Below are 19,987 nucleotides of genomic sequence, written 5' to 3'. Positions count from 1 at the left end.
TTATTATCCTTTATTGCTTAATATGTTATTATGAAAAAAGTCTGGAAGTCCCAATAATTTCCCCCATTCACTTATGTTTTTTATTTGTTGGTCATTTTCGTCTATATTTGAATCATAAAGAGTGACATTATTTTTAATATCTATAGTAATATTTCCATAACACCAATCTATCATTACTATCTTACTGCCTTGAAGTCTGCACATATAATTTAACCACAAATCATCAGCTTTATAACATTTTTCTTTTATAGCTTTTTTGTCAAAAATCTTTTGTGAATAACTAAGGGGGGGGTATAAGACCCCACCAATACCAATTGGAAGTAAATTGGCCATCTGGATATTCTTTTCTTTAGGACGTACCCAGGTATGATATTTAGCTTTGGGATTAATAACGCATGCTCTGCTACTTATAATACAACCAACATTCTTTTTATGTGAGTGATATAAATATTCTAAAATATGTGATTCATAGAAAACATCATCATCAAATGTAACAACATTTTTATTAGCATATTCTTGAAATGCATAATAATATTTTTTGTGAGAACGCAAGTCATCATCTACAAATTTAATTTCGAAGAGTTCATCACATTCATTAAGTAAATTTTGTGGTAAATCATTATCTTGATTAGGAAATTGTTCTTTTGAAAGGTATAAAATTATTTTAAATGGTCTTATGGTCTGCCTTTTAATAGTTTCAATTGTGAGCCAAACATAGTTAATGCGAGCTGGAAAAGAGGTTAACGAGACTACAATATTCTCTTGTATAGAGAGATTCTTAGATTTTGTATAATGTAAATATAATGGTAACGTTTTGTTAGCAATCCACGCAATAAGTGTGAGAATCGAATAGAAAAATCTAAACCAAATTATTTTTATAGGTTTTACAGCAAAGAAACTCGTATCCCCTTCTGCTAATTTGTAGCAGTTTCTGATATGCTTGTAAGAGTGAATGTAAATATCATGTAATTGCATTTGTTATAATTAATTTATTTTGCAAATTATAGAATTTATATATGCTTCGTTTATGATAGAATCATCTACCTTACAGCCATTGGCAATTTCGTTGACATATTTACCTGGTATTTTAATTCTTTGTCCATCAATTGCACCATGTTTCATATATTCATATTCTATATCTAAATGTCCTAAATCTAAAGCCTTATATCCTTCTTTTCCCAAGTCATATGCTAATATAGAGGCTGTTGGGCCTAAAGCTAAGTAAACAACTGCTTCTTTTGGGATTAATTCCTTGCATTTTGAAAGTATATCCTGATATTTGTCATATGCATTTTCTGAAGGACAAATTATTCTTTTTACAGATTTACATAGTGCAAATAAGTCATTTCCTATCCCACATCGGCATTTATCTCCTTCTACTACATATAAATCTTTCTTTTCCCATATTTTTTTTATCTGTTCAAAAACTTCTTTTGCATCAATATTTTTATAAGTTGTTATGGGTCTTGAAATATAGGCATTAGCAAATTCTTTTCTCTTAAAAGTACGAATTATTTTGGGGAGGTTTTTTATACAAAATTGTTTTGCATAGGAGTTTTGTTTTTCTCTATTATTCGAGTTTTTATGGTAGAAATCAGCAATTCCTATTAGAATATTAGGCTCGTTGCTATTAAGAATTTCTTTTAATCTATATCCTAAATTTCTATCTGCTTTCTGGAAACCTTCAGTCGCTCCCCACATAATGTCTAATTCACCATCTCCAAAACGCGATATAGAGTATTTCTCTTCTTTTAATTTTTCAAGTGTTTCCTCTATAGTTTCTGCTTTAGGAAATTTCCAAAATAGATATAAAATAGGAAAGAATATATAATATCTAATAATAGTACTTCTGTATTTTATCGAAGTAAGTATATCTTGTAGTAAATAGCTCATAATTTCTATTAATTATATTATGTGATGTTGTTTACGCCATAAAAACCTATATTCTCTTAAACAATTAAAAAAAGGTACGATGCCATTGAATTCAACGCTTTTCCAATATACTTCTTTAGCCTTTTTGTAATTTTCTACTTTTTGATAAAAAAAGCAAAGTCTTCTATAGAAACGCATTTTAAACCAATTATCATATTTGAATTCTGACCATCTGTTTAAATCTTCTAAAAGTTTGTGTTCTCCTTTTAATATTTGTTTTTCAGCATTTACATCATTTTCCATGTGTCGTGAAGACCATGAACCAGGAACGTAAGCACGGTAAACGCACATCGGCTCTGCTATATATCTCACTTTTCCCATAATAGCGAAAGAAATCTGATAGACATAGTCTGTTACGAATTGGTTGTAGGTTTCAAAGGGCATGTTTATTGTCATTACTCAAACTATGGAAAGCATGTGGAAGACATATAAGTAAATTAGGATTATTAGATTGAAGTACTTCTTTTAATCTTTCAGCCAATCTCGTATTTTCTTTGTTAAAATTATTTGACTCATTAAACAATGACATGTACTCATAATCACCAAATCTCGAAATTGACAAGTTATGTTTAATAATACAGCTTATAGTCTCAATCCCATCTCGAATATCTATTTTCTTTGAAAATAGATAATATCTATATGGAACTATTATATGTGCATAAATAAAGTTCTTAACAAACGTCCTTAAATCTTTTATTGTTCCCATTCTACGTTGTTTTATTTGCCAAAAAATATTTAATGGTGCTAAAGAAGTATCTAATCGGCATTCTTTTAATTATGCACAAATACTCTTTGACGACGGTTAAATATCTATATTCTGCTATCAAGCATTTTATATATTCAATTTCATTATAATGCAAAGCTGGAAGTATTCTTTTTTCGCGATCCAGCTTATAAATAGTAGAAAGATTAGCAATATTTCTATAATGATTGAACTTGGGGCTTGCACCAGAATAAATTCCTCCAGAGTGCACACGATAGACAGCCATACGATCTTTTAATAGAGCCCCCTTACCATGCTTTAATAAATAATAATAAAACACCGTATCTATAAAATATGGAAATTTTTCCGTAGGCATATGATACACAAACTCCTCATTTCTGTACATGCAAGTCAAAGGTGATGTGTACCATCCGTCAAAATAGTTGAATGTTAAGAAATCAAAACTTCCCTTGCGCTGATAATTAACATCAACAAAACCGGGATTTGCTTTCAATTCACCTGTTGATTGATTCAATACTAAATAATCATGGCAACATACTACATAATCCTCATGCGCTTCCAAAAAGTCTACTTGTTTTTGCAATTTATATTCATCCCTCCAATAATCATCGCCCTCACAAAAGGCAATGTATTTTCCTTTTAGATACTTTGGATTCATTGTGACTTCTCTGAAACTTTGGTCATGCTTAGAATATAAGTTTTCTTTTTCATAATATGGTTTGATAATTTCTGGGTATTTCTTAGCATACTCTCGGATAATTTCAGCCGATCTGTCCGTAGATGCATCATCGTGAATCCACGCTTCAAACCTAAAATTAGTTTTTTGCATGACAAAGCCATCCAAACATTGGCGTAAAAATGGCTCATGATTATACACTAAACACTTAATTGTTACCAAAGGTAAGTCTTCCATTATTTTCTTTTTATTACATTCATCACTTCTATGTACTCATCTTTAGCAAAAAAATTACTTAAGATAAGATATGTAATACCACCTATCACAACAGCCATGAACAGTTTGATCCACTCTGTAGAAAAAAGCCATGTGGATGCATAGGCGAAAGTACCCATCAACAATGAAATAAAAATGATAGGCAATAAGTCTTTCATCTGTGTGAGATATCCTACATTAATCAATTTTCCTGTATAATATGTATTAATAAAAAGCGCATTGATTGATGTGAACACCATTCCAAAACACATCGCTGTGACACCCAATGGAATTGTCACACACATGACCGACACTCCAACTACTTTTTTGATAATCTCAAGTCTGAGAAACAAATCAGACCGACCCTTCACCTGCAAGAGATTTAGATTGATGGCATGTATAGGATACCACATCATGGAAAAACAAATAATCTGCAGATACGGTACACAAGCATCCCACTTTGCTGTAATAACCACTCGTACCAAAGGCGAAGCGACAGCTGCCAATAGCATCATCAACGGAAAAACAACAAAGGCAGACAATCGCAGTAATTTCCTGTAATTGGTGGCAAGACGTTCATCATCATCTTGCATCTCAGTTAGGACAGGAAAAGTAACACGCTGGAGAATATCTGTAATATTCGATGACGGGAGCGACGCCCATCCCTGTGCACGTGAGAAATTACCCAATTGAGCCGGACTGTAGAATTTTCCAATGACAATTGGATATATGTTGTTGTAGGTGGTATCTAATAATCCAGAAGCCAGCAACTTTGAACCATACCCAAAAAGATAATGGAACGAGTCTTTAGAAAAAGACTCTCGCGGTCGCCACTTTGAAAATAGCCATAAGAGAAGCATTCGTATAAAAGACCCTATCACTCCCTGCCAAACCAAAGCCCATACACCATAACCTAAGTATGCCAATAGTATTCCAAGAATGCCGGATATGACTGTACTCGTTAATGTTACTTTTGCTTGTGTCTTAAAATCAATCCGAATCGTAAATTGGGCTTGCTGAACGATGCACAGCGAATTGATGAGAACGGTGAGTCCGGATATTTTTACGATAGGAGATAAAATTGGCTGGTCATAAAAATCGGCAATGAAAGGAGAACACAGGAACAGCAAAATATAAAAACCAAAGCCAACCAATATATTAAAATAGAAACAAGTAGACAAATCCGCTTCCGTTCTGTTTTTTTTTCTTACAATTGCACTGCTAAAACCACTGTTAACAAAAGTTTGCGCTATGGCAAAAAAGATTACCACCATAGCCACAATACCATAATCCGAAGGGGCAAGTAGTCTTGCTAACATTATAGAAAATAAGAATTGAACACCCTGGTTGGAAAAGCGTTCAATGCTACTCCAAAGTAATCCGCTTTTTGTTTTTTGCTTTAATGACTCCATTTTACTATTTACTCGTTTGGAAAAATATTTTGATGTACAGAATATTTAGTCTTTTATTCTAAATCCAATGCAAATAAATTAAGCTCATCTTTTTTTATGTTTCTTTCTTTAAAACCAAATGATTTATACATATTAAGTGCTATATTATTTTTCGGATTACAATATAAGGTTAAAACTTTAAATTTGTTTTTGCACAAATTAACACCTTGTGTTAATAATTCTTTTCCTATTTTCTTTCCTCGATACTCTTTTAGTACATTTAATCCAGCACAATAGGCGGTTAATGTGTTTATATTATTACAATAGATGAGAATCCAACCTCTTATTTGTTGTGCTTGTTCATTATAACTAACAAATATATCTCCGTATTTTATGATTTTTTCTTGCCATGTAATATTTAGATATACTTTAGAATCATTATCTTCTTCTGAAAGTGTATGAATATAATCCTTAAGTTTTATATCCCAATTATCTATATCTTGTAATCTTTTTATGCTCATTTTAATTCGTTTTTAAATGCTTGTTTAGAAAAAAGTATATATCCATTGCGTTCGTAGTTCGTGTGTTGTTCTATCAATGGGTTTCCATCATATTTGTATTCTATGATTTCAGGATAATCTTTGGCATTGATAGCATAATGGAGCAGATGTTTTGTTTGCTCACATAGGAAGCGAATACCACAAAAGGCTGTATTTGTCGTAGGCTTGTAAGCATACGACCCTATTGAAATATTTATCAATTCTTTGATATAATCGCAATCCGTGCTTAATGTTACAAGCCTATTCGATATTTGGCCGCCTCCACCTCTTGGATTTATCTCTATGAGGTATATTCTATTATCTGGCGATATTTTCAATTCTATATGTGATGCACCATTTGTGAAATTTACTGCTGTTAATATTTCAGGAATCAATTTGCAGATTTGTTCTGAAATATGCTGTGGCAAGTCGGCTGGCTGGTTGTGTCCTAATTCTGCAAAGTGTGGTGCACCTGTTGATATTTTATCCGTAATCTGAATAACATTATGTTGTCCTTCGTAAGATAAGGATTCTACTGACACTTCTCTTCCTTTTATGTATTCTTCTATTAGGAAATCGCTTTCTTTGAGTGCTTCGTCTATTTGCAGGGTGTTGAAGTCATTTTCTGAATTGAGGAAGTTTACCCCCACTTTTGCAGCCCCTGTGATGGGTTTTATCACACAAGGATAGAATATTTTTTCTTTGATGCGTTGGAAGTTTACTTTCTCAAACCTTATACTTGTCAGTCCAAGTATATTGTTTGTTTGCTGGCGCACCCAATTTTTATCCTTAATCTTTAACAGTTGGCTGTAAGGTGTTGTGTGTAGTCCTAATTTTTCGGCGACATAGGCAGTTGTCAGGGATGTCTTGTCCGAAGCATTACTAACTACTCCGTCTATCTTGAGTGCTTTACATCTGTCTGCTATGGCATCTTTTTCCATAATAGATATAGGCACGAAATGGTCTACCAAGTCTTTGCATACAGCACCTTTTTCCCATGCAAAGCAGTATGTTTCTAAGTTTGGAATTTCTTTTGCCTTTTTACAGACTTCTATCTGACCGATGGAGGCACCTATGATTGCTAATTTCATTATGTTTTGTCTTTAGGCTGGTTCTATAAATTAGCTTTGTTAGATTTTGAACTTATTTTTGAGGTCAAAATGCAAGAGCGTGAAGGAGTGTAGCGAGCTACACGACTGAACGAACTTACATTTTGAACCAAAAACGGAGCAAGCCGAATGCAATCAAACTTGTTTGAATTGTTGAGGCGCAGCCTGTTTTATATAAAAAGAAGCCAAAAGATAACAAAACGTATTTCATAAAAATTTAATGACTATATGCGGTGGTAATTTATAGAACCAGCCTTTACTATTTTAAATTGACTTTGACAAGTTGTTCGTGGTTTTTGCAGAAGTATTCCATTTCCTCTATGGTGTTAAATTTAAGGAATATGATACCAATAGCTTTTCCTGCTCCATCAAAGAATTCTATTTTATCACCTTCTGTTTTATAAATTACTTTTCTATAAACAGATTTTTCAATTTCAGGTGCGATCTCTATTTTATCAAATTCGCCTTCTTCATAACTATGGAGTACGTAATGCATAAAACAACCTTCCTGTTCTTCCAAGGAAAGGTCGAAATGGATACCTATGGCAGCAGCTATATTGGCTTTGACCAAGTCTACCTTAAAGATGTCGCTCAACTGGATGGGTATCATATTACCTCCTGCCCGTGGACCTATTTCTAAGAAATGTACTCTGTTTTGTTTATCAATAAGCAGTTCTATATTTAGTTCTCCAAAGCGGATATTAAGGGCGTTGATAATCCTTTGTAAATCCTTGTGTACAATTGTAACTTGCTGACTATCAAGTCCAGAGGGCTTTTTTTCCCCAATTGGGATAAGTGCGCTGTTAGCATTGTCCCGTAGGCAGCTCATCTCTCCGAAGAGGATAATTTTGCCTTCTTTTACAAAAATATCCCCTCCTATTACATAGGGAAAGCCACGTTCTATAAATTCTTCTGCTATAAGAATTTGGTTATGTGAGTATTGACTCGCATACGTAATAGCCTCGTCTAAATTATGATGAATTGATTCTATCTTTGTTACTCCTTTCGAGCCTGAAGAGTCGGTAGGTTTAATGATAATTGGAAAGGAAAATTTAGAAATGAGTTCTTTTAGTTCTGTTTCGGAAGTTTTAGGGGTAAATGTTACATATTGGGGACAAGCAAAATTATTGTCTGATAAGAATTTTCTAAATTGATATTTTATTCCCAATATAGCAACAGAGCTTGAAGGATTTGTAGGAAGATTTAATCGTTCTGAAACGATTGCTGCTGGTAAAGCCGCTGGGTCGCTTGCATAGGCAAGTATTCCGTTTACTTTTTCTTGTTCGGCTACTTTGTATACGGCTTCAACATCGGTAGTACTTACGTTATAAAATTTATCTGCAACGAATTGTCCAGGATTATCTGGTAAGTAATCACATAAGATGGTATAAATGCCCATCTCTTTTGCTTTCTTGATGGCAATAACCTGCTGTGGCGATCCTCCTAATAAGAGAATACGTGGCTGTGTTTTATCCATTTATTAACTTTATAATGCGTGTAATACTTTCTTCTGTCAAGCTGTGATACATCGGCAGACAAATTACGCTGTTTGCTATGCTGTGTGCCACAGGTAGGTTTTCGGGATTTGCACTTCTAAGCCCACGATAGGTTGAGAACTCGCTGATGAGAGGGTAGAAGTAACGGCGACCGAGTATGCCTTGCTCCTTCATCTTAAAGTAGAGTTCGTCACGTGTCATACCATATTTTTCTTTGTCTACAAAGATGGGGAAGTAGCTGTAGTTGTGGCGTACTCCTGGCATATCGTCCATAAAGGTGATGCCTTCTACGTTGCGTAAGGTTTCACGGTAGGCGTTGGCTACACGTTGGCGAGCTGCAATGGCGTTGTCTACTTGTTTCAGATTGAGCAATCCGTATGCGCTACGTACCTCATCCATTTTTCCGTTGATGCCCGAAGCTATAACGGTGGTTTCGCCTGCAAAGCCAAAGTTTTTCAGATAATCTATGCGTTGTTTCGTCTTTTCATCATGGCAAATCAATGCTCCACCTTCTATTGTATTGTAAACCTTTGTTGCATGGAAACTTAAAGTAGACATATCGCCAGCTTCAAGGATGGATTTGCCACAAACTTCTACACCAAAGGCATGAGCAGCATCGTAAATCACTTTTAGACCATATTTGTCTGCTATTGCTCGAATACGCTCCACATCACATGGTTTTCCGTAAACATGTACAGGCATAATGGCAGTGGTTTGTGGTGTGATAGCAGCCTCTATTTTGTCAGGGTCAATATTACACGTTTCAGGGTCAATATCTACGAATACAGGTTTTATATTGTTCCACCATAAGGAGTGAGTTGTAGCAACAAAACTATATGGGGTGGTAATAACTTCGCCTGTTATGCGTAAGGCTTGCAAGGCACATAGCAATGGTAGAGTTCCATTTGTGAAAAGTGCCACATAAGGCACTTTTAGATATTCTGCTAATGCTTTTTCAAGTTCTTGGTGGTAATGCCCATTATTTGTGAGCCATTTTCTATTCCAAATATCTTTAAGCATTTCTTGAAATTCATCAAGATTGGGTAATAATGGCGATGTTACTGTAATTTTTTCGTTATCCATATTGACTGATTTTAATATTCTCCCCATAAATCACCATTGAAAGGCTTAGCATGTGCAGTAGCTGCGTCTGTTGTTCCAACCTCTCCGCCAGTGTTGACGATAGAACCTTGTATGTTGCTTAGATTGGCAATAGGGTCAGTTGCTGCAATGATGTTGTTGGAAGTTTCTATATTTATTATGCTTGTTTTTGGATTTATATACTTTTTTCTTGTGTGATTCATTTATTAAAGTTCTTTTGTGTTTCTTATTTCATAGTTTTTCCTTGTTAGTTTTCACTTTATGATGAAAAGTTGGGATATTATTGCACGAGCAATTTTTTGCCGTTTTTGATATAAATTCCAGGCTTTAATATTGAAGTAGGGTAGAGTTTTCTTCCATCTATAGTGTATATTTGGTCTACTTCTATCTTCTTTGTTGTTGGAATACTGATATTTGCTGTTGTTTTGTCTATTATTGAATACTTTTGTTCAGCGTTATTTACCTTATTGGGTATTCTAAAATAGGCTCTATTCCCAAATATTTTATTGCCTGTTGGAGTTGGTTTGAACAATGCATCACCATCGCCGAGGAAAAGTTCTGTTCCATCTGTCTTTATTTCAGTAGGACTGTAAGTACCTATAAAGCTATATTCTCCATTTATAGTTGAAATTGTTTCAGGAGTTTCAGCCGTGAATTCAATATATTTGAATATTGGCTTTTCTTTTGTTCTGGTTGGTTTGATAATATAGGGTATGCCAGCTTTTATTTCTGCAACATCTCTGAAAATCATGTTAGTACCATTAACTCCACCTGTAAATTCTTTTATTTGAACATTTTCCAAAGTTTCTTTTATTTGTGTACTTGTAAGATTGAAGGGTACGCAGAAAGTGTTCCAATAGTCTTTCGAAATGGTGCGGTTGAGCTGTATAATATTATCTTTTTGTTCAATATTTTGTTTGATATATTCAGCATTTTCGGATTTATCGTCCATTAAATTGGTAACTTCAATTTCTTTTAATATAATTTTATTTGTTAAGTTACCTTTTGTATTTATGCGAATTTCAATATTTCCTTTTATAGGAGTGTTGGGAGAAAAAACGAACCAATATCCTTCATAAACTCCTTTGGAATATTGTATTTCTTTTGCTTGAAATGTTGCGTTGCCAATTTTTAAAATACCTTCTGCAGGATTTTTAAGTAATGTCCATACTATTACTTTTGAAATATTGTGAAAGACTTTTTCAGTGCTAATATGAAGATATTTTGCAGGTGTAGCTTGTGTTCCTGCGTATAAATATGAACCATAAGTTATAAAAGCATCAGATTCAAATTTCCATTTAGCGTTGTTGGTAATTGTTATTGCTGAAAATGGTTTCTCTCTGGTTGCATTTATAATATTAGTGAAAGGCGTGTATTTTTGCGCAAACCCTTTATTTGCAATGCCTACGAGAGCAAGAATCAATATAGTTGAAACTCGGAGAAAGTTGTTTATTTCTTTTGATTTCATTGCGTATTTTAGGAATTGCATAAGATTAGAACTATTGTTCTAATGATGCTTGATACCATTGGTATAGTTTCTTGACTCCGTCTTCAATTTCTATTTTATGTTGCCAACCTAATGAATGTAGCTTTGTTACATCAATGAGTTTGCGAGGTGTACCATCTGGCTTTGTTTTGTCCCAAACGATTTCGCCTTGAAAATCAACAGCCTTGACAACTAATTGGGATAAATCTTTGATAGTTAGTTCGATACCTGTACCTACATTGATGTGGCAATTGCGAATTTCTCCTAAGTTTGGTATTGCTCCACCACGCCCATCGCTATTGTTACGGTTTACTTCGCCATCGGCTTTTACACCATAGAACACGCTTGAATACTTTTCGATGCCAATAATATCCTTGAAATCAACGTTTAAGAGTACATGGACTGATGCGTCTGCCATATCTTCGCTCCATAGAAATTCGCGTAATGGAGAGCCTGTCCCCCAAAGTGTAACTTTATTATCCTCTATGCCATAGAATGCTAATGCTTTAAGAATGCGTTCTTTAGGCGCATTGCCATCAACATTTTCAGCACCAATTTGTTCGCTAAGTTTTGCAACGGGATTGATAGGACGCTTGTTCATATCTATTTTTATTGCTTCCCAATTGCCTTCATGAATTAATTTTGCCAAATAAACTTTGCGCATCATGGCTGGCATGACGTGGCTATTCTCTAAATGGAAGTTGTCGTTAGGTCCATAGAGGTTAGTCGGCATCACTGCAATATAATTTGTTCCATATTGCAAATTATAGCTTTCGCACATTTTCAGACCTGCAATCTTCGCAATGGCATATTCTTCGTTGCTGTATTCCAAAGGTGAAGTCAATAACGCTTCCTCTTTCATTGGCTGTGGTGCATTCTTCGGATAGATACAAGTAGAACCAAGGAAGAGTAATTTTTTTACTTTATATTTATAAGCGCACGAAATAACGTTGCATTGCATCATCATATTTTGCATGATGAAGTCGGCACGATAAAGGCTGTTTGCCATAATTCCTCCCACAAATGCTGCTGCCAAGACAACTGCATCAGGACGTTCTGTTGCGAAAAAATCTTCAACAGCTTGCTGATTTGTAAGGTCTAACTCGTGATGAGTACGACCTACAAGATTTTGAAAACCACGTTGATAGAGATTGTTCCATATTGCTGAACCCACCAATCCGCGGTGTCCTGCAATATAAATCTTAGACGATTTTTCTAACATTGAGGATTTGTTAATTATTTGAATCTGAACATTCTTTTTACCAACTCTTGAAAAAGAAATAGGTGCAATATTCGTGTATAAATGTGATGTTGAAGATAGTTGCTAATAGAGACCAACAACTCTCCCTTTTTTATTGTAAAAAGGGTTTAGTTGGAATTTTCCTAACTCTTTCTCCACCTATAGGTTGTTTTACCCGCAGAGCTATTTTGTCAGATTCCTTATTCTTATTTGCATGCAAAGGTACAAATATTTTTTTGTTAGTAACAACTTATAAGTGTAATTTATTCGATTTTTTTTTAACGAAAATATAGTGATTTTTGCAAACCTATTATTTTGCTCTTTAAAAGAGGCTGTTTTGACGCTCTAAACCTATTGTTTTGTGTTTTTTTGAGGTTCATAAAAAAAGAGTTTAGAAATAGTTTCTAAACTCTTTGTGATTCCGGCGGGATTCAAACCCACAACCTTCTGATCCGTAGTCAGATGCTCTATTCAGTTGAGCTACGGAACCATTTTTTAATGGTTGCATTTCGGATACTTAGTGTTGTTCCTTAATTGCGAGTGCAAAGGTATTGTTTTTTCTGAAACCCACCAAATTTTTTCGCAACTTTTTTACAACTTTTTTTAGCTTTCATCGTGTAGCGTTGGCAATGAAACGTGGTAATAAACTGCAATAAAGCGAATTGCGATGATTAAGAAGAAAGTTACAATTACCGTAAAAGTTAGTCCACAATTGAGTGAAAGCATAGCCCAGTATAGTATTCCGCCTGCCACGCTTGCGATAGCATAGATTTCTTTGTGGAAAATTACAGGTACATTGTTGAGCAGTACATCACGAATAATGCCTCCTGCTACTCCTGTGATACACCCCATGATGATAGCGAGCCAAAAAGGGTGTCCTAATGATAAAGTTTTTTGCATACCTGCTATTGTAAAGAAAGCCAATCCTAAACTGTCGAATACAAACCATGTATTGTTTAATCGTTTCATGTGCTTCCGTAAAATTACGGTAATGAGCAGTGCTATCGCTGTTACGAGTATATAGCGAACGTCAGTTGTCCAAAATGGTTTTACTCCTAACATGGTGTCGCGTATTGTTCCGCCACCGATAGCTACGGCAATGCCGCAAACGTAACCTCCGAACCAATCGAAGCGTTTTTCTGCGGCATGCCTAATGCCTGATATTGCAAAAGCAAGAGTTCCTAATCCCTCTATCAGTTGTAGAAGCGCATTAACGTAATGCGGGTCATTATATGTCATGTTAGTTTTCCTTAATGATAGTAACTCTTTGTTTTATTTATTTACCACATTTTGAGGATTGCCATTGATAAATGCTTTAATATTTTCTACGCAAATATCCATCAATCGTTGTCTTGCTTCGACAGTTGCCCAAGCTATGTGTGGTGTGATGTATGCGTTTTCAACTTTCAGCAGTGGATTGTCTTTTGCTGGTGGTTCTTGTGTCATCACGTCAGCACAATATGCTTTGAGGTGTTTCTTTTTTAATGCTCGCGCCACGGCTTCTTCATCAATGAGTGCGCCACGTCCCGTGTTGATGAGAATAGTGTTTGGTCGCATTTGGGCTAATACATCATCGTTTATCATGTGGGTATTCTCCTTTGTCAATGGGCAGTGAAGTGTGATAATATCAGCTGTGTTGTAAAGTCCTTGCAATGTAGTTTTTCTAATCCATTCAGGCAAATCGCTACTATTTTTACTTGTGTAGGCTGAAATATCCATGCCTAACATGTGTCCTACCCAAGCAACTTTTGAACCAATATTGCCTAATCCTACAATACCTAATGTTTTCCCTGCAAGTTCGAATAGAGGTTCGTCCCAATAGCAGAAAGCTCTTTGTTCGCTCCAAACTCCTTTTCGTGTTTCGTTAGCGTAATGGTCAGTATGCGTTGCGACATTCAATAAATGAGCAAAGACAAATTGTGTTACGCTATCTGTGCTATAAGCAGGAATGTTGGTTACGATTACTCCATGTTCTTTGGCAGCCTGAAGGTCAATGTTATTGAATCCTGTTGCCAATTCTCCTATGTATTTTAGCTTGGGAAGTTTTTCTATCACTTCTCTTGTCATGTTAATTTTATTGACAAGGATAATATCTGCGTCCTTTGCTCTTTCGATAATTTGGTCGTCATCAGTGTAATCATAGAGTACAAACTCTCCCAATTCTTTTACGCCGTCCCATGAAATATCACCAGGATTAGCGGCATAACCATCTAAATCTACAATTTTCATCTTTCTTCTTATTTTATTTTTTATATCTTTCTCCCCAGCATTGCACCATCCATTGATAGTGTTTTTCTTCCTGAGGAGAATGTTGTGCATACCAGAAACGTTTGTTTTTCAACGCATCAGGTAAATATTGTTGTTCTGTGAAATGCCCAGGATAATCGTGAGGGTATTTGTATCCATCGTTATATCCTAAGGATTTCATTAATTTTGTCGGTGCATTTCTAATTGGTAACGGCACGGGTTGGTTGCCACTTTCTTTCACTTCTGCTAAAGCAGCGTCAATTCCAAGGTATGCCGAATTGCTTTTGGGTGATACCGCTAAGTAAACAGCAGCTTCAGCTAATGCTATTCGTGCTTCTGGCCAACCAATTTTCATGACAGTATCAAATGCTGCGTTTGCCAATAACAGCGCATTAGGATTTGCCAATCCAATGTCTTCTGAAGCACTAATCACCAATCTTCTTGCAATAAATTGTGGGTCTTCCCCCCCTTCAATCATTCTTGCCATCCAATACAGCGTTGCATCTGGGTCGCTACCTCGTATAGATTTTATGAAAGCCGAAATAATATCGTAGTGCATTTCTCCATCTTTGTCGTAAGCCAATGGGTTCTGCTGCAAACAATTTACTACGTTTTCATTCGTGATAATTACTTTATTATCTTCCTCGGAAGCCTCTATTACTAATTCAAGGATATTCAATAGCTTCCTTGCATCGCCTCCACTGTAACGCAATAGTGCTTCAGATTCCTTAATTTTTATATCTTTTTCTTTTAAATAAATATCTTTCGTAATAGCTTGGTCAAGTAGTTTGAGCAGTTCTTTTTTATCTAAACTTTTTAAAACATATACTTGGCAGCGTGAAAGAAGAGGTCGAATTACTTCGAAAGATGGATTTTCTGTTGTTGCTCCAATGAGTGTTACCACGCCTTTTTCCACCGCTCCAAGCAATGAATCTTGTTGCGATTTTGAAAAACGATGTATTTCATCAATAAATAGAATGGGGGAGGGGGCATTGAAAAATCGGTTGCTTTTTGCTTTTTCAATAACACTTCTAACATCTTTTACACCACTTGCTATCGCCGAAAGCGTATAAAATGGTGTTTCAAGCTTGTTTGCTATGATTTGAGCCAATGTTGTTTTGCCAACTCCAGGAGGTCCCCACAAGATGAACGAGGAAATGTGTCTTGAGTCTATCATATTCCTCAAGACAGCACCTTTGCCAACTAAATGGCTCTGCCCAACATATTCGTCAAGCGTACGAGGTCTCATTCTTTCTGCTAATGGTTCCATTCCAAATTATATAATGTATATATGCAAAGTTAAGAAATCTATTTGATTTTTCCAACCACTTTATGGGATTTTTCATTATAGATTGATTTTTAATATAAAATTCTTGCAAGATTAGTTTTTAGTATATACTTTTGCACCACAATCTTCGAATGATTAATAAAAAGCAACGTTTATAATAAAAAATATGAAGCGACAAGGAAAATCACTTTCACTGAAAAATTTAACAAAGACAACTGTTTGGGACATACAAGAAAATGATATTTTCAGATTATGGAGTCAAGCCGAACGCGATACAGATTTAAAAGGAAATGAGAAAAGTTTTCTTGATGTTATAAAAAGTGCTTTTATAGTAGAAGAGGTGAAAGTTGATAGACCCGAAGTAATCAAAAAATATGAAGATAGAGGTTGCAAAGTTGGTCAAGTTCGCCTTGATGATAATACAACCATTAAATGGGCAATCAAGAAAAAGCCTATTAATCGTATTTCAGACTTAACAAAAAACAATATTCATCGTGTTTCTGCTAGCAAAATAGTAGAAGTTTTAGAAGCAAATTTCGGTGGCGGTTGGGATAGTCTTCCACAAGAAACTCAAGATATTATACTCTCAGCTTTTGAAGTAACTACAACAACATTGCCAACTGCTCGCTTGAAAAAAGAGGGTGGGTTGTATGATAAAAAAGTAGAAGAAGGTTACGAAGTTCTCGAAATTAGTAAAGGTGCATGGACGGAAGCTATTTTTGTGAAAGAAAAGACCGAAGTTCCTATGAGTGAAGAGGATATTGATGACTTTGAAGACATCATGCCAAAGAGTAAATCTTCTTCTAATGGTGATGAAGAGGAAGACGAACTTCCACTTGAGAGTGAAAACGAAATGGAAGATGACGAAGATGATTTTGATGAAGAAAAACTTATTGAAGAAAGTTACAGAACTACATTTGAAGAAAGTCCTGAAGATTTAGATATACGGGCAGAAGATATTTCTGATGAAGATTTCTAAAGTTCAAATATATGATTAAGAACAAGGCTCTGCACTATTTTTTGCAGAGTCTTTTTGTATCGAATTAAAACGTTTAATTAACCTTAAAATTTTTAATTGCAAATAGTTTTTTCTTTAGTTCTGAAATAAAATCACTATCTTTGCATAAATAAGATATTTAAACTGCGTATGAATAAGAAAATATACACTTTATTATTGGCTTTCATTTTGCTCGGTGCTGCTTTGCCTAATATGGTTCAAGCTGCAACAACCATTGAAATGCAAGAGCAAGAAATTAATACAATTTCTATTTCAATAAGCGGAAATGTTCTGCGAGTAGAAGGTGCTGATAATGAAACATTATACATTTATAATGTTGTGGGCGTTCGTGTTATGAGCATTAAAATCGACGGTCAAGACAAACGCTATAGCCTTAGTTTGCCAAAAGGTTGCTATATAATTAAGGTAGGAAAGGTCGTTCGCAAGATTTCAATACGATAACCTTATCACCTTTAAAGCCATTTCCCGTTGTGGAACGACTTGAAACAGACCTACTAAAATTATTATCAGATTCCAATAAACGGCAAATTTTATTTGCTGAGTTGGTAAAAAAATACAGTGAACCGCTGTATTGGAAAATACGCAGTATTGTTTTGTCACACGAAGATGCCGATGACGTGTTACAAAATACATTCATGAAAGCATGGAAGAATTTAAGCAGCTTTCAAGGAAAATCAAAATTTTCCACATGGTTATACCGAATAGCTATTAATGAATCATTAGATTTCATACGCAAGCAGAAAAATAAGACAGCTATTAGTTCAGATAATTTTGAAAATGGTATAGCCAATGTGCTAATTGCAGATGATTATTTTGACGGAGATGAAGGGCAAGCACTTTTACAAGAGGCGATTGCTACGCTTCCTGATGTGCAACGAATGGTGTTTTTGATGCGCTATTATGATGAAATGAAATATCCTGAAATTCACGAAGTATTAGGAACATCGGAAGGAGCGTTGAAAGCATCTTATCATATTGCGGTAAAGAAAATTACGGAATATATCAAACTTCATCAATAATTCATTAAACCTATCCTTGGTAGACGCGTCATATAAATATCGTAATAAAATAAAGTACATTTGTCATGAACTTAGAAGAAAAACTACTTTCAGAATATGGAAATAAACGGCCCTTTAAATTGCCAGAAGGTTACTTTGACAATTTAGATGAGCAGATTATTTCTCAAATTGTGGAAGTTAAAGATGACACTAATAATCACGAAAAAGTAAATATCAAGCCTATTAGACGTTTTCGCCCGCTCCTTATTGCGGCTTCTTTTGTTGGACTTATCGTTGTAGGTGTGGCTAGCATAAATTTATTCCAGCAATATCAATCTGCTGAAAAGGTTGAAACAAAAGTTAATAAACTTATGATGCAACCCACTTCGCAAAAGAAAATAGATTCGTCTGAAATGGAAGAGGCTGAAGAGTACATGATGATAGACCAAGATGATATGTACAATTATTTAGCGGATAATTAATCATTAATGTTTTTCTTATAACATATTGAATATGAAAAAGATAATTATTTTATTTATAGCTTTGAGTTGTGCAATAAATACTTTTGCGCAGCATAAGTTTGACCCCAATAAATTTAAGACAGAATTACGTCAATACATATTGTCTACGGTAAATTTGACAGAGAAAGAAGCGAATAATTTCTTCAAAATATACGATGAAATGCAAGTTAAAAAGCGTGCATTACATGCGTCAGTTTGTGCCAAACAAAAGTGTGTGCCTCAAAATAATAATGTGGCTCGTACAGCTATTATGACCAGTGATAACCTGCGTATTCAAATAAAACAAGTTGAAAAAGCTTACCACCAGAAGATGTTACTTGTCATTCCTGCAACAAAACTATTCAATGTTTTGAAGGCAGAGCGACGTTTCCACAAACAATATCTTAAGAAAGCATCACGCAAATAATAATTATTTTTTATAAGACAAACCAAGGAGATGAGACAATTCCGTTTTCTAAAGATTTTCATGCTTGCATTGTTGTTTTTTACTAATGCAAGCACAGTTGTTTCTGCTGCAAATCTACCTCACAAACGTCAATTTAGAGGAGCATGGATACAATGTGTGAATGGGCAATTTCAAGGCATTGGCACAGAAAAGATGCAGCAAACACTTATTTCGCAATTAGATAAATTGCAGCAGATGGGTGTAAATGCGATTATATTTCAAGTTCGTGCCGAATGCGATGCGCTATATCCAAGCAAATTAGAGCCATGGAGTAAATTCTTAACGGGGCAACAAGGCACAGCTCCAATGCCTTATTGGGACCCTTTGGAGTGGATGATAGAGCAATGCCACAAACGAGGAATGGAGTTGCACGCATGGATAAATCCTTATCGTGCCAAAACGAAAACGACAACGCAATTGGCTTCAAATCATATTGCAATGCGTTCTCCTGAGCGAGTTTTCGATTATGATGGGCTTAAAATATTGAATCCTGGAATACCTGAGAATCGTGATTATATTTGTAAAATTGCGGAGGATATTTTGACGCGATACGATGTTGATGGCTTCCATATAGACGATTATTTCTATCCTTATCCAGCTGCTGGACAACGCATTCCTGATTTGAAGGAGTTTAGTTTGTATGGTGGTAGCTTTGGGATAATTCAAGATTGGCGTCGCGATAATGTGAATATGTTTATAAAGCAATTAAGCGAAACCATACATAGAGTTAAACCATGGGTTAAATTTGGTGTATCGCCTTTTGGAATCTATCGCAACGAGAAGAGCGCACCTAATATTGGAAGCAAAACCAATGGTTTGCAAAATTATGACGACTTGTATGCCGATGTGCTTAAATGGGTAAATACTGGTTGGATAGACTATTGTGTGCCGCAACTTTATTGGGAAATTGGCAATCGTGCCGCAGATTATAAAGAACTTATCACTTGGTGGAATCGTTATGCCAGCAATCGTCCTTTGTATATTGGCGAAGATGTTTTGCGTACAGTAAAGAATGCTGACCCTCAAAATCCGAAATCTCATCAATTGCCTGCGAAACATCGTCTGCACGAGGCTTGTGAAAATGTGAAAGGTGCCGTTCTTTGGTATGCTGCTTCGGTCGTTAATAATCCTGGTAATTATGCAAAAGTGCTTGAAACAGCCTATTGGCGTTACCCTGCTCTTCAACCAGAAATGCTTTTCCTTGACGATAAAGCTCCCAAAAAGCCACGTTCATTGAAAGCAAAGTGGACAGAAGAGGGTTATATTTTGAAATGGAAAGCTCCAAAGGCTAAAGTTTGGCAAGATGAAGCCAATAAATATGTTGTTTATCGGTTTGCTAAGGGTGAAGATATTGATTTAGAAGACCCTTCAAAAATCGTAGCAATCACTTATGATACCACTTTAAAACTAAAGTATGATGGTGGTAGTGAGCGTTTTACATACGTTGTAACTGCGCTTGACCGAGTAGGAAACGAGAGTGTTGGTAAGAAAAAGAAAGTACGATTGTAATGAAATATAGGC

Annotated in this window: 22 protein-coding genes and 1 tRNA gene; 6 read left to right on the top strand and 17 right to left on the bottom strand. The window is 35.3% G+C overall.

What is annotated here, in order from left to right:
* Positions 1–3: 3 nt before the first annotated feature.
* From DYI03_RS06480 to DYI03_RS06400, 17 genes are all read right to left on the bottom strand, one after another.
* Complete coding sequence (locus tag DYI03_RS06480; RefSeq protein WP_021668720.1) at positions 4–975, bottom strand: hypothetical protein; 972 nt, start codon at positions 973–975, stop codon at positions 4–6.
* A gap of 9 nt (positions 976–984) precedes the next feature.
* Complete coding sequence (locus tag DYI03_RS06475) at positions 985–1,893, bottom strand: GT-D fold domain-containing glycosyltransferase (protein WP_021668721.1); 909 nt, start codon at positions 1,891–1,893, stop codon at positions 985–987.
* Positions 1,894–1,905: 12 nt separating this feature from the next.
* Positions 1,906–2,175, bottom strand: coding sequence for a hypothetical protein (locus DYI03_RS06470; RefSeq protein ID WP_147287667.1), 270 nt, complete (start codon positions 2,173–2,175; stop codon positions 1,906–1,908).
* Between the two features lie 130 nt (positions 2,176–2,305).
* Positions 2,306–2,638, bottom strand: a complete 333-nt coding sequence (locus DYI03_RS06465; protein ID WP_021668723.1) for a GT-D fold domain-containing glycosyltransferase — start codon at positions 2,636–2,638, stop codon at positions 2,306–2,308.
* A gap of 1 nt (position 2,639) precedes the next feature.
* Entirely contained in the window at positions 2,640–3,569 is a 930-nt protein-coding gene (locus DYI03_RS06460) for a glycosyltransferase (protein ID WP_021668724.1), read from the bottom strand.
* Entirely contained in the window at positions 3,569–4,999 is a 1,431-nt protein-coding gene (locus tag DYI03_RS06455; RefSeq protein WP_021668725.1) for a lipopolysaccharide biosynthesis protein, read from the bottom strand. Before DYI03_RS06455 ends, DYI03_RS06460 begins: the two co-directional genes overlap by 1 nt.
* Before the next feature lie 53 nt (positions 5,000–5,052).
* On the bottom strand, positions 5,053–5,499 hold the full coding sequence (locus DYI03_RS06450) for a GNAT family N-acetyltransferase (RefSeq protein WP_021668726.1): 447 nt from the start codon (positions 5,497–5,499) through the stop codon (positions 5,053–5,055).
* Positions 5,496–6,608, bottom strand: a complete 1,113-nt coding sequence (locus tag DYI03_RS06445; RefSeq protein ID WP_021668727.1) for an ATP-grasp domain-containing protein — start codon at positions 6,606–6,608, stop codon at positions 5,496–5,498. Before DYI03_RS06445 ends, DYI03_RS06450 begins: the two co-directional genes overlap by 4 nt.
* A 277-nt stretch (positions 6,609–6,885) precedes the next feature.
* On the bottom strand, positions 6,886–8,103 hold the full coding sequence (locus DYI03_RS06440; protein ID WP_021669577.1) for an ATP-grasp domain-containing protein: 1,218 nt from the start codon (positions 8,101–8,103) through the stop codon (positions 6,886–6,888).
* Entirely contained in the window at positions 8,096–9,205 is a 1,110-nt protein-coding gene (locus tag DYI03_RS06435; RefSeq protein ID WP_025064569.1) for a DegT/DnrJ/EryC1/StrS family aminotransferase, read from the bottom strand. The genes DYI03_RS06440 and DYI03_RS06435 overlap by 8 nt, the downstream gene beginning before the upstream one ends.
* Positions 9,206–9,216: 11 nt before the next feature.
* Complete coding sequence (locus tag DYI03_RS06430; protein WP_021669579.1) at positions 9,217–9,426, bottom strand: hypothetical protein; 210 nt, start codon at positions 9,424–9,426, stop codon at positions 9,217–9,219.
* Between the two features lie 77 nt (positions 9,427–9,503).
* The gene (locus DYI03_RS06425; protein ID WP_025064568.1) at positions 9,504–10,691 is read right to left on the bottom strand and encodes a hypothetical protein; all 1,188 of its coding nucleotides are present in this window, start codon (positions 10,689–10,691) and stop codon (positions 9,504–9,506) included.
* Between the two features lie 31 nt (positions 10,692–10,722).
* Positions 10,723–11,931, bottom strand: coding sequence for a GDP-L-fucose synthase family protein (locus DYI03_RS06420; protein WP_021669581.1), 1,209 nt, complete (start codon positions 11,929–11,931; stop codon positions 10,723–10,725).
* Between the two features lie 434 nt (positions 11,932–12,365).
* A tRNA-Arg gene (locus DYI03_RS06415) sits at positions 12,366–12,439 on the bottom strand.
* A 113-nt stretch (positions 12,440–12,552) separates the two neighbouring features.
* The gene (locus DYI03_RS06410) at positions 12,553–13,188 is read right to left on the bottom strand and encodes a trimeric intracellular cation channel family protein (protein ID WP_004358038.1); all 636 of its coding nucleotides are present in this window, start codon (positions 13,186–13,188) and stop codon (positions 12,553–12,555) included.
* Between the two features lie 33 nt (positions 13,189–13,221).
* Complete coding sequence (locus DYI03_RS06405; protein ID WP_021669582.1) at positions 13,222–14,178, bottom strand: D-2-hydroxyacid dehydrogenase; 957 nt, start codon at positions 14,176–14,178, stop codon at positions 13,222–13,224.
* 13 nt (positions 14,179–14,191) lie between these two features.
* Positions 14,192–15,466: a replication-associated recombination protein A gene (locus DYI03_RS06400; protein WP_021669583.1), complete on the bottom strand. Its 1,275-nt coding sequence runs from the start codon at positions 15,464–15,466 to the stop codon at positions 14,192–14,194.
* 184 nt (positions 15,467–15,650) lie between these two features.
* Between DYI03_RS06400 and DYI03_RS06395 the strand changes: the two genes are divergently transcribed.
* The 6 genes from DYI03_RS06395 (at position 15,651) to DYI03_RS06370 (ending at position 19,975) form a co-directional block, all read left to right on the top strand.
* On the top strand, positions 15,651–16,463 hold the full coding sequence (locus DYI03_RS06395; RefSeq protein ID WP_021669584.1) for a hypothetical protein: 813 nt from the start codon (positions 15,651–15,653) through the stop codon (positions 16,461–16,463).
* A gap of 168 nt (positions 16,464–16,631) precedes the next feature.
* Positions 16,632–16,943: a T9SS type A sorting domain-containing protein gene (locus DYI03_RS06390; RefSeq protein ID WP_021669585.1), complete on the top strand. Its 312-nt coding sequence runs from the start codon at positions 16,632–16,634 to the stop codon at positions 16,941–16,943.
* Between the two features lie 86 nt (positions 16,944–17,029).
* Positions 17,030–17,521 carry an RNA polymerase sigma factor gene (locus DYI03_RS06385; RefSeq protein WP_115367957.1) on the top strand — a complete coding sequence of 164 codons (492 nt, stop codon included), beginning with the start codon at positions 17,030–17,032 and terminating at the stop codon, positions 17,519–17,521.
* Between the two features lie 65 nt (positions 17,522–17,586).
* Positions 17,587–17,982, top strand: coding sequence for a hypothetical protein (locus tag DYI03_RS06380; RefSeq protein WP_021669587.1), 396 nt, complete (start codon positions 17,587–17,589; stop codon positions 17,980–17,982).
* Positions 17,983–18,013: 31 nt separating this feature from the next.
* Entirely contained in the window at positions 18,014–18,427 is a 414-nt protein-coding gene (locus DYI03_RS06375; RefSeq protein WP_021669588.1) for a hypothetical protein, read from the top strand.
* Between the two features lie 60 nt (positions 18,428–18,487).
* Entirely contained in the window at positions 18,488–19,975 is a 1,488-nt protein-coding gene (locus DYI03_RS06370; RefSeq protein ID WP_051263447.1) for a glycoside hydrolase family 10 protein, read from the top strand.
* Positions 19,976–19,987: the final 12 nt, after the last annotated feature.

The sequence above is a fragment of the Prevotella disiens genome, assembly GCF_900454955.1.
Taxonomy (GTDB): Bacteria; Bacteroidota; Bacteroidia; order Bacteroidales; family Bacteroidaceae; genus Prevotella; species Prevotella disiens.
This window is presented reverse-complemented; position numbering and strand designations above follow the sequence as displayed.

Bases quoted from the DNA above. Each gene is read 5' to 3' on its own strand.
- DYI03_RS06430 (WP_021669579.1), bottom strand. From the start codon at position 9,426: ATGAATCACACAAGAAAAAAGTATATAAATCCAAAAACAAGCATAATA.
- DYI03_RS06375 (WP_021669588.1), top strand. From the start codon at position 18,014: ATGAAAAAGATAATTATTTTATTTATAGCTTTGAGTTGTGCAATAAAT.
- DYI03_RS06435 (WP_025064569.1), bottom strand. From the start codon at position 9,205: ATGGATAACGAAAAAATTACAGTAACATCGCCATTATTACCCAATCTT.
- DYI03_RS06470 (WP_147287667.1), bottom strand. From the start codon at position 2,175: ATGGAAAATGATGTAAATGCTGAAAAACAAATATTAAAAGGAGAACAC.
- DYI03_RS06450 (WP_021668726.1), bottom strand. From the start codon at position 5,499: ATGAGCATAAAAAGATTACAAGATATAGATAATTGGGATATAAAACTT.
- DYI03_RS06460 (WP_021668724.1), bottom strand. From the start codon at position 3,569: ATGGAAGACTTACCTTTGGTAACAATTAAGTGTTTAGTGTATAATCAT.
- DYI03_RS06465 (WP_021668723.1), bottom strand. From the start codon at position 2,638: ATGGGAACAATAAAAGATTTAAGGACGTTTGTTAAGAACTTTATTTAT.
- DYI03_RS06410 (WP_004358038.1), bottom strand. From the start codon at position 13,188: ATGACATATAATGACCCGCATTACGTTAATGCGCTTCTACAACTGATA.
- DYI03_RS06440 (WP_021669577.1), bottom strand. From the start codon at position 8,103: ATGGATAAAACACAGCCACGTATTCTCTTATTAGGAGGATCGCCACAG.
- DYI03_RS06475 (WP_021668721.1), bottom strand. From the start codon at position 1,893: ATGAGCTATTTACTACAAGATATACTTACTTCGATAAAATACAGAAGT.
- DYI03_RS06455 (WP_021668725.1), bottom strand. From the start codon at position 4,999: ATGGAGTCATTAAAGCAAAAAACAAAAAGCGGATTACTTTGGAGTAGC.
- DYI03_RS06405 (WP_021669582.1), bottom strand. From the start codon at position 14,178: ATGAAAATTGTAGATTTAGATGGTTATGCCGCTAATCCTGGTGATATT.
- DYI03_RS06380 (WP_021669587.1), top strand. From the start codon at position 17,587: ATGAACTTAGAAGAAAAACTACTTTCAGAATATGGAAATAAACGGCCC.
- DYI03_RS06400 (WP_021669583.1), bottom strand. From the start codon at position 15,466: ATGGAACCATTAGCAGAAAGAATGAGACCTCGTACGCTTGACGAATAT.
- DYI03_RS06480 (WP_021668720.1), bottom strand. From the start codon at position 975: ATGCAATTACATGATATTTACATTCACTCTTACAAGCATATCAGAAAC.
- DYI03_RS06370 (WP_051263447.1), top strand. From the start codon at position 18,488: ATGCTTGCATTGTTGTTTTTTACTAATGCAAGCACAGTTGTTTCTGCT.
- DYI03_RS06445 (WP_021668727.1), bottom strand. From the start codon at position 6,608: ATGAAATTAGCAATCATAGGTGCCTCCATCGGTCAGATAGAAGTCTGT.
- DYI03_RS06395 (WP_021669584.1), top strand. From the start codon at position 15,651: ATGAAGCGACAAGGAAAATCACTTTCACTGAAAAATTTAACAAAGACA.
- DYI03_RS06425 (WP_025064568.1), bottom strand. From the start codon at position 10,691: ATGAAATCAAAAGAAATAAACAACTTTCTCCGAGTTTCAACTATATTG.
- DYI03_RS06420 (WP_021669581.1), bottom strand. From the start codon at position 11,931: ATGTTAGAAAAATCGTCTAAGATTTATATTGCAGGACACCGCGGATTG.
- DYI03_RS06390 (WP_021669585.1), top strand. From the start codon at position 16,632: ATGAATAAGAAAATATACACTTTATTATTGGCTTTCATTTTGCTCGGT.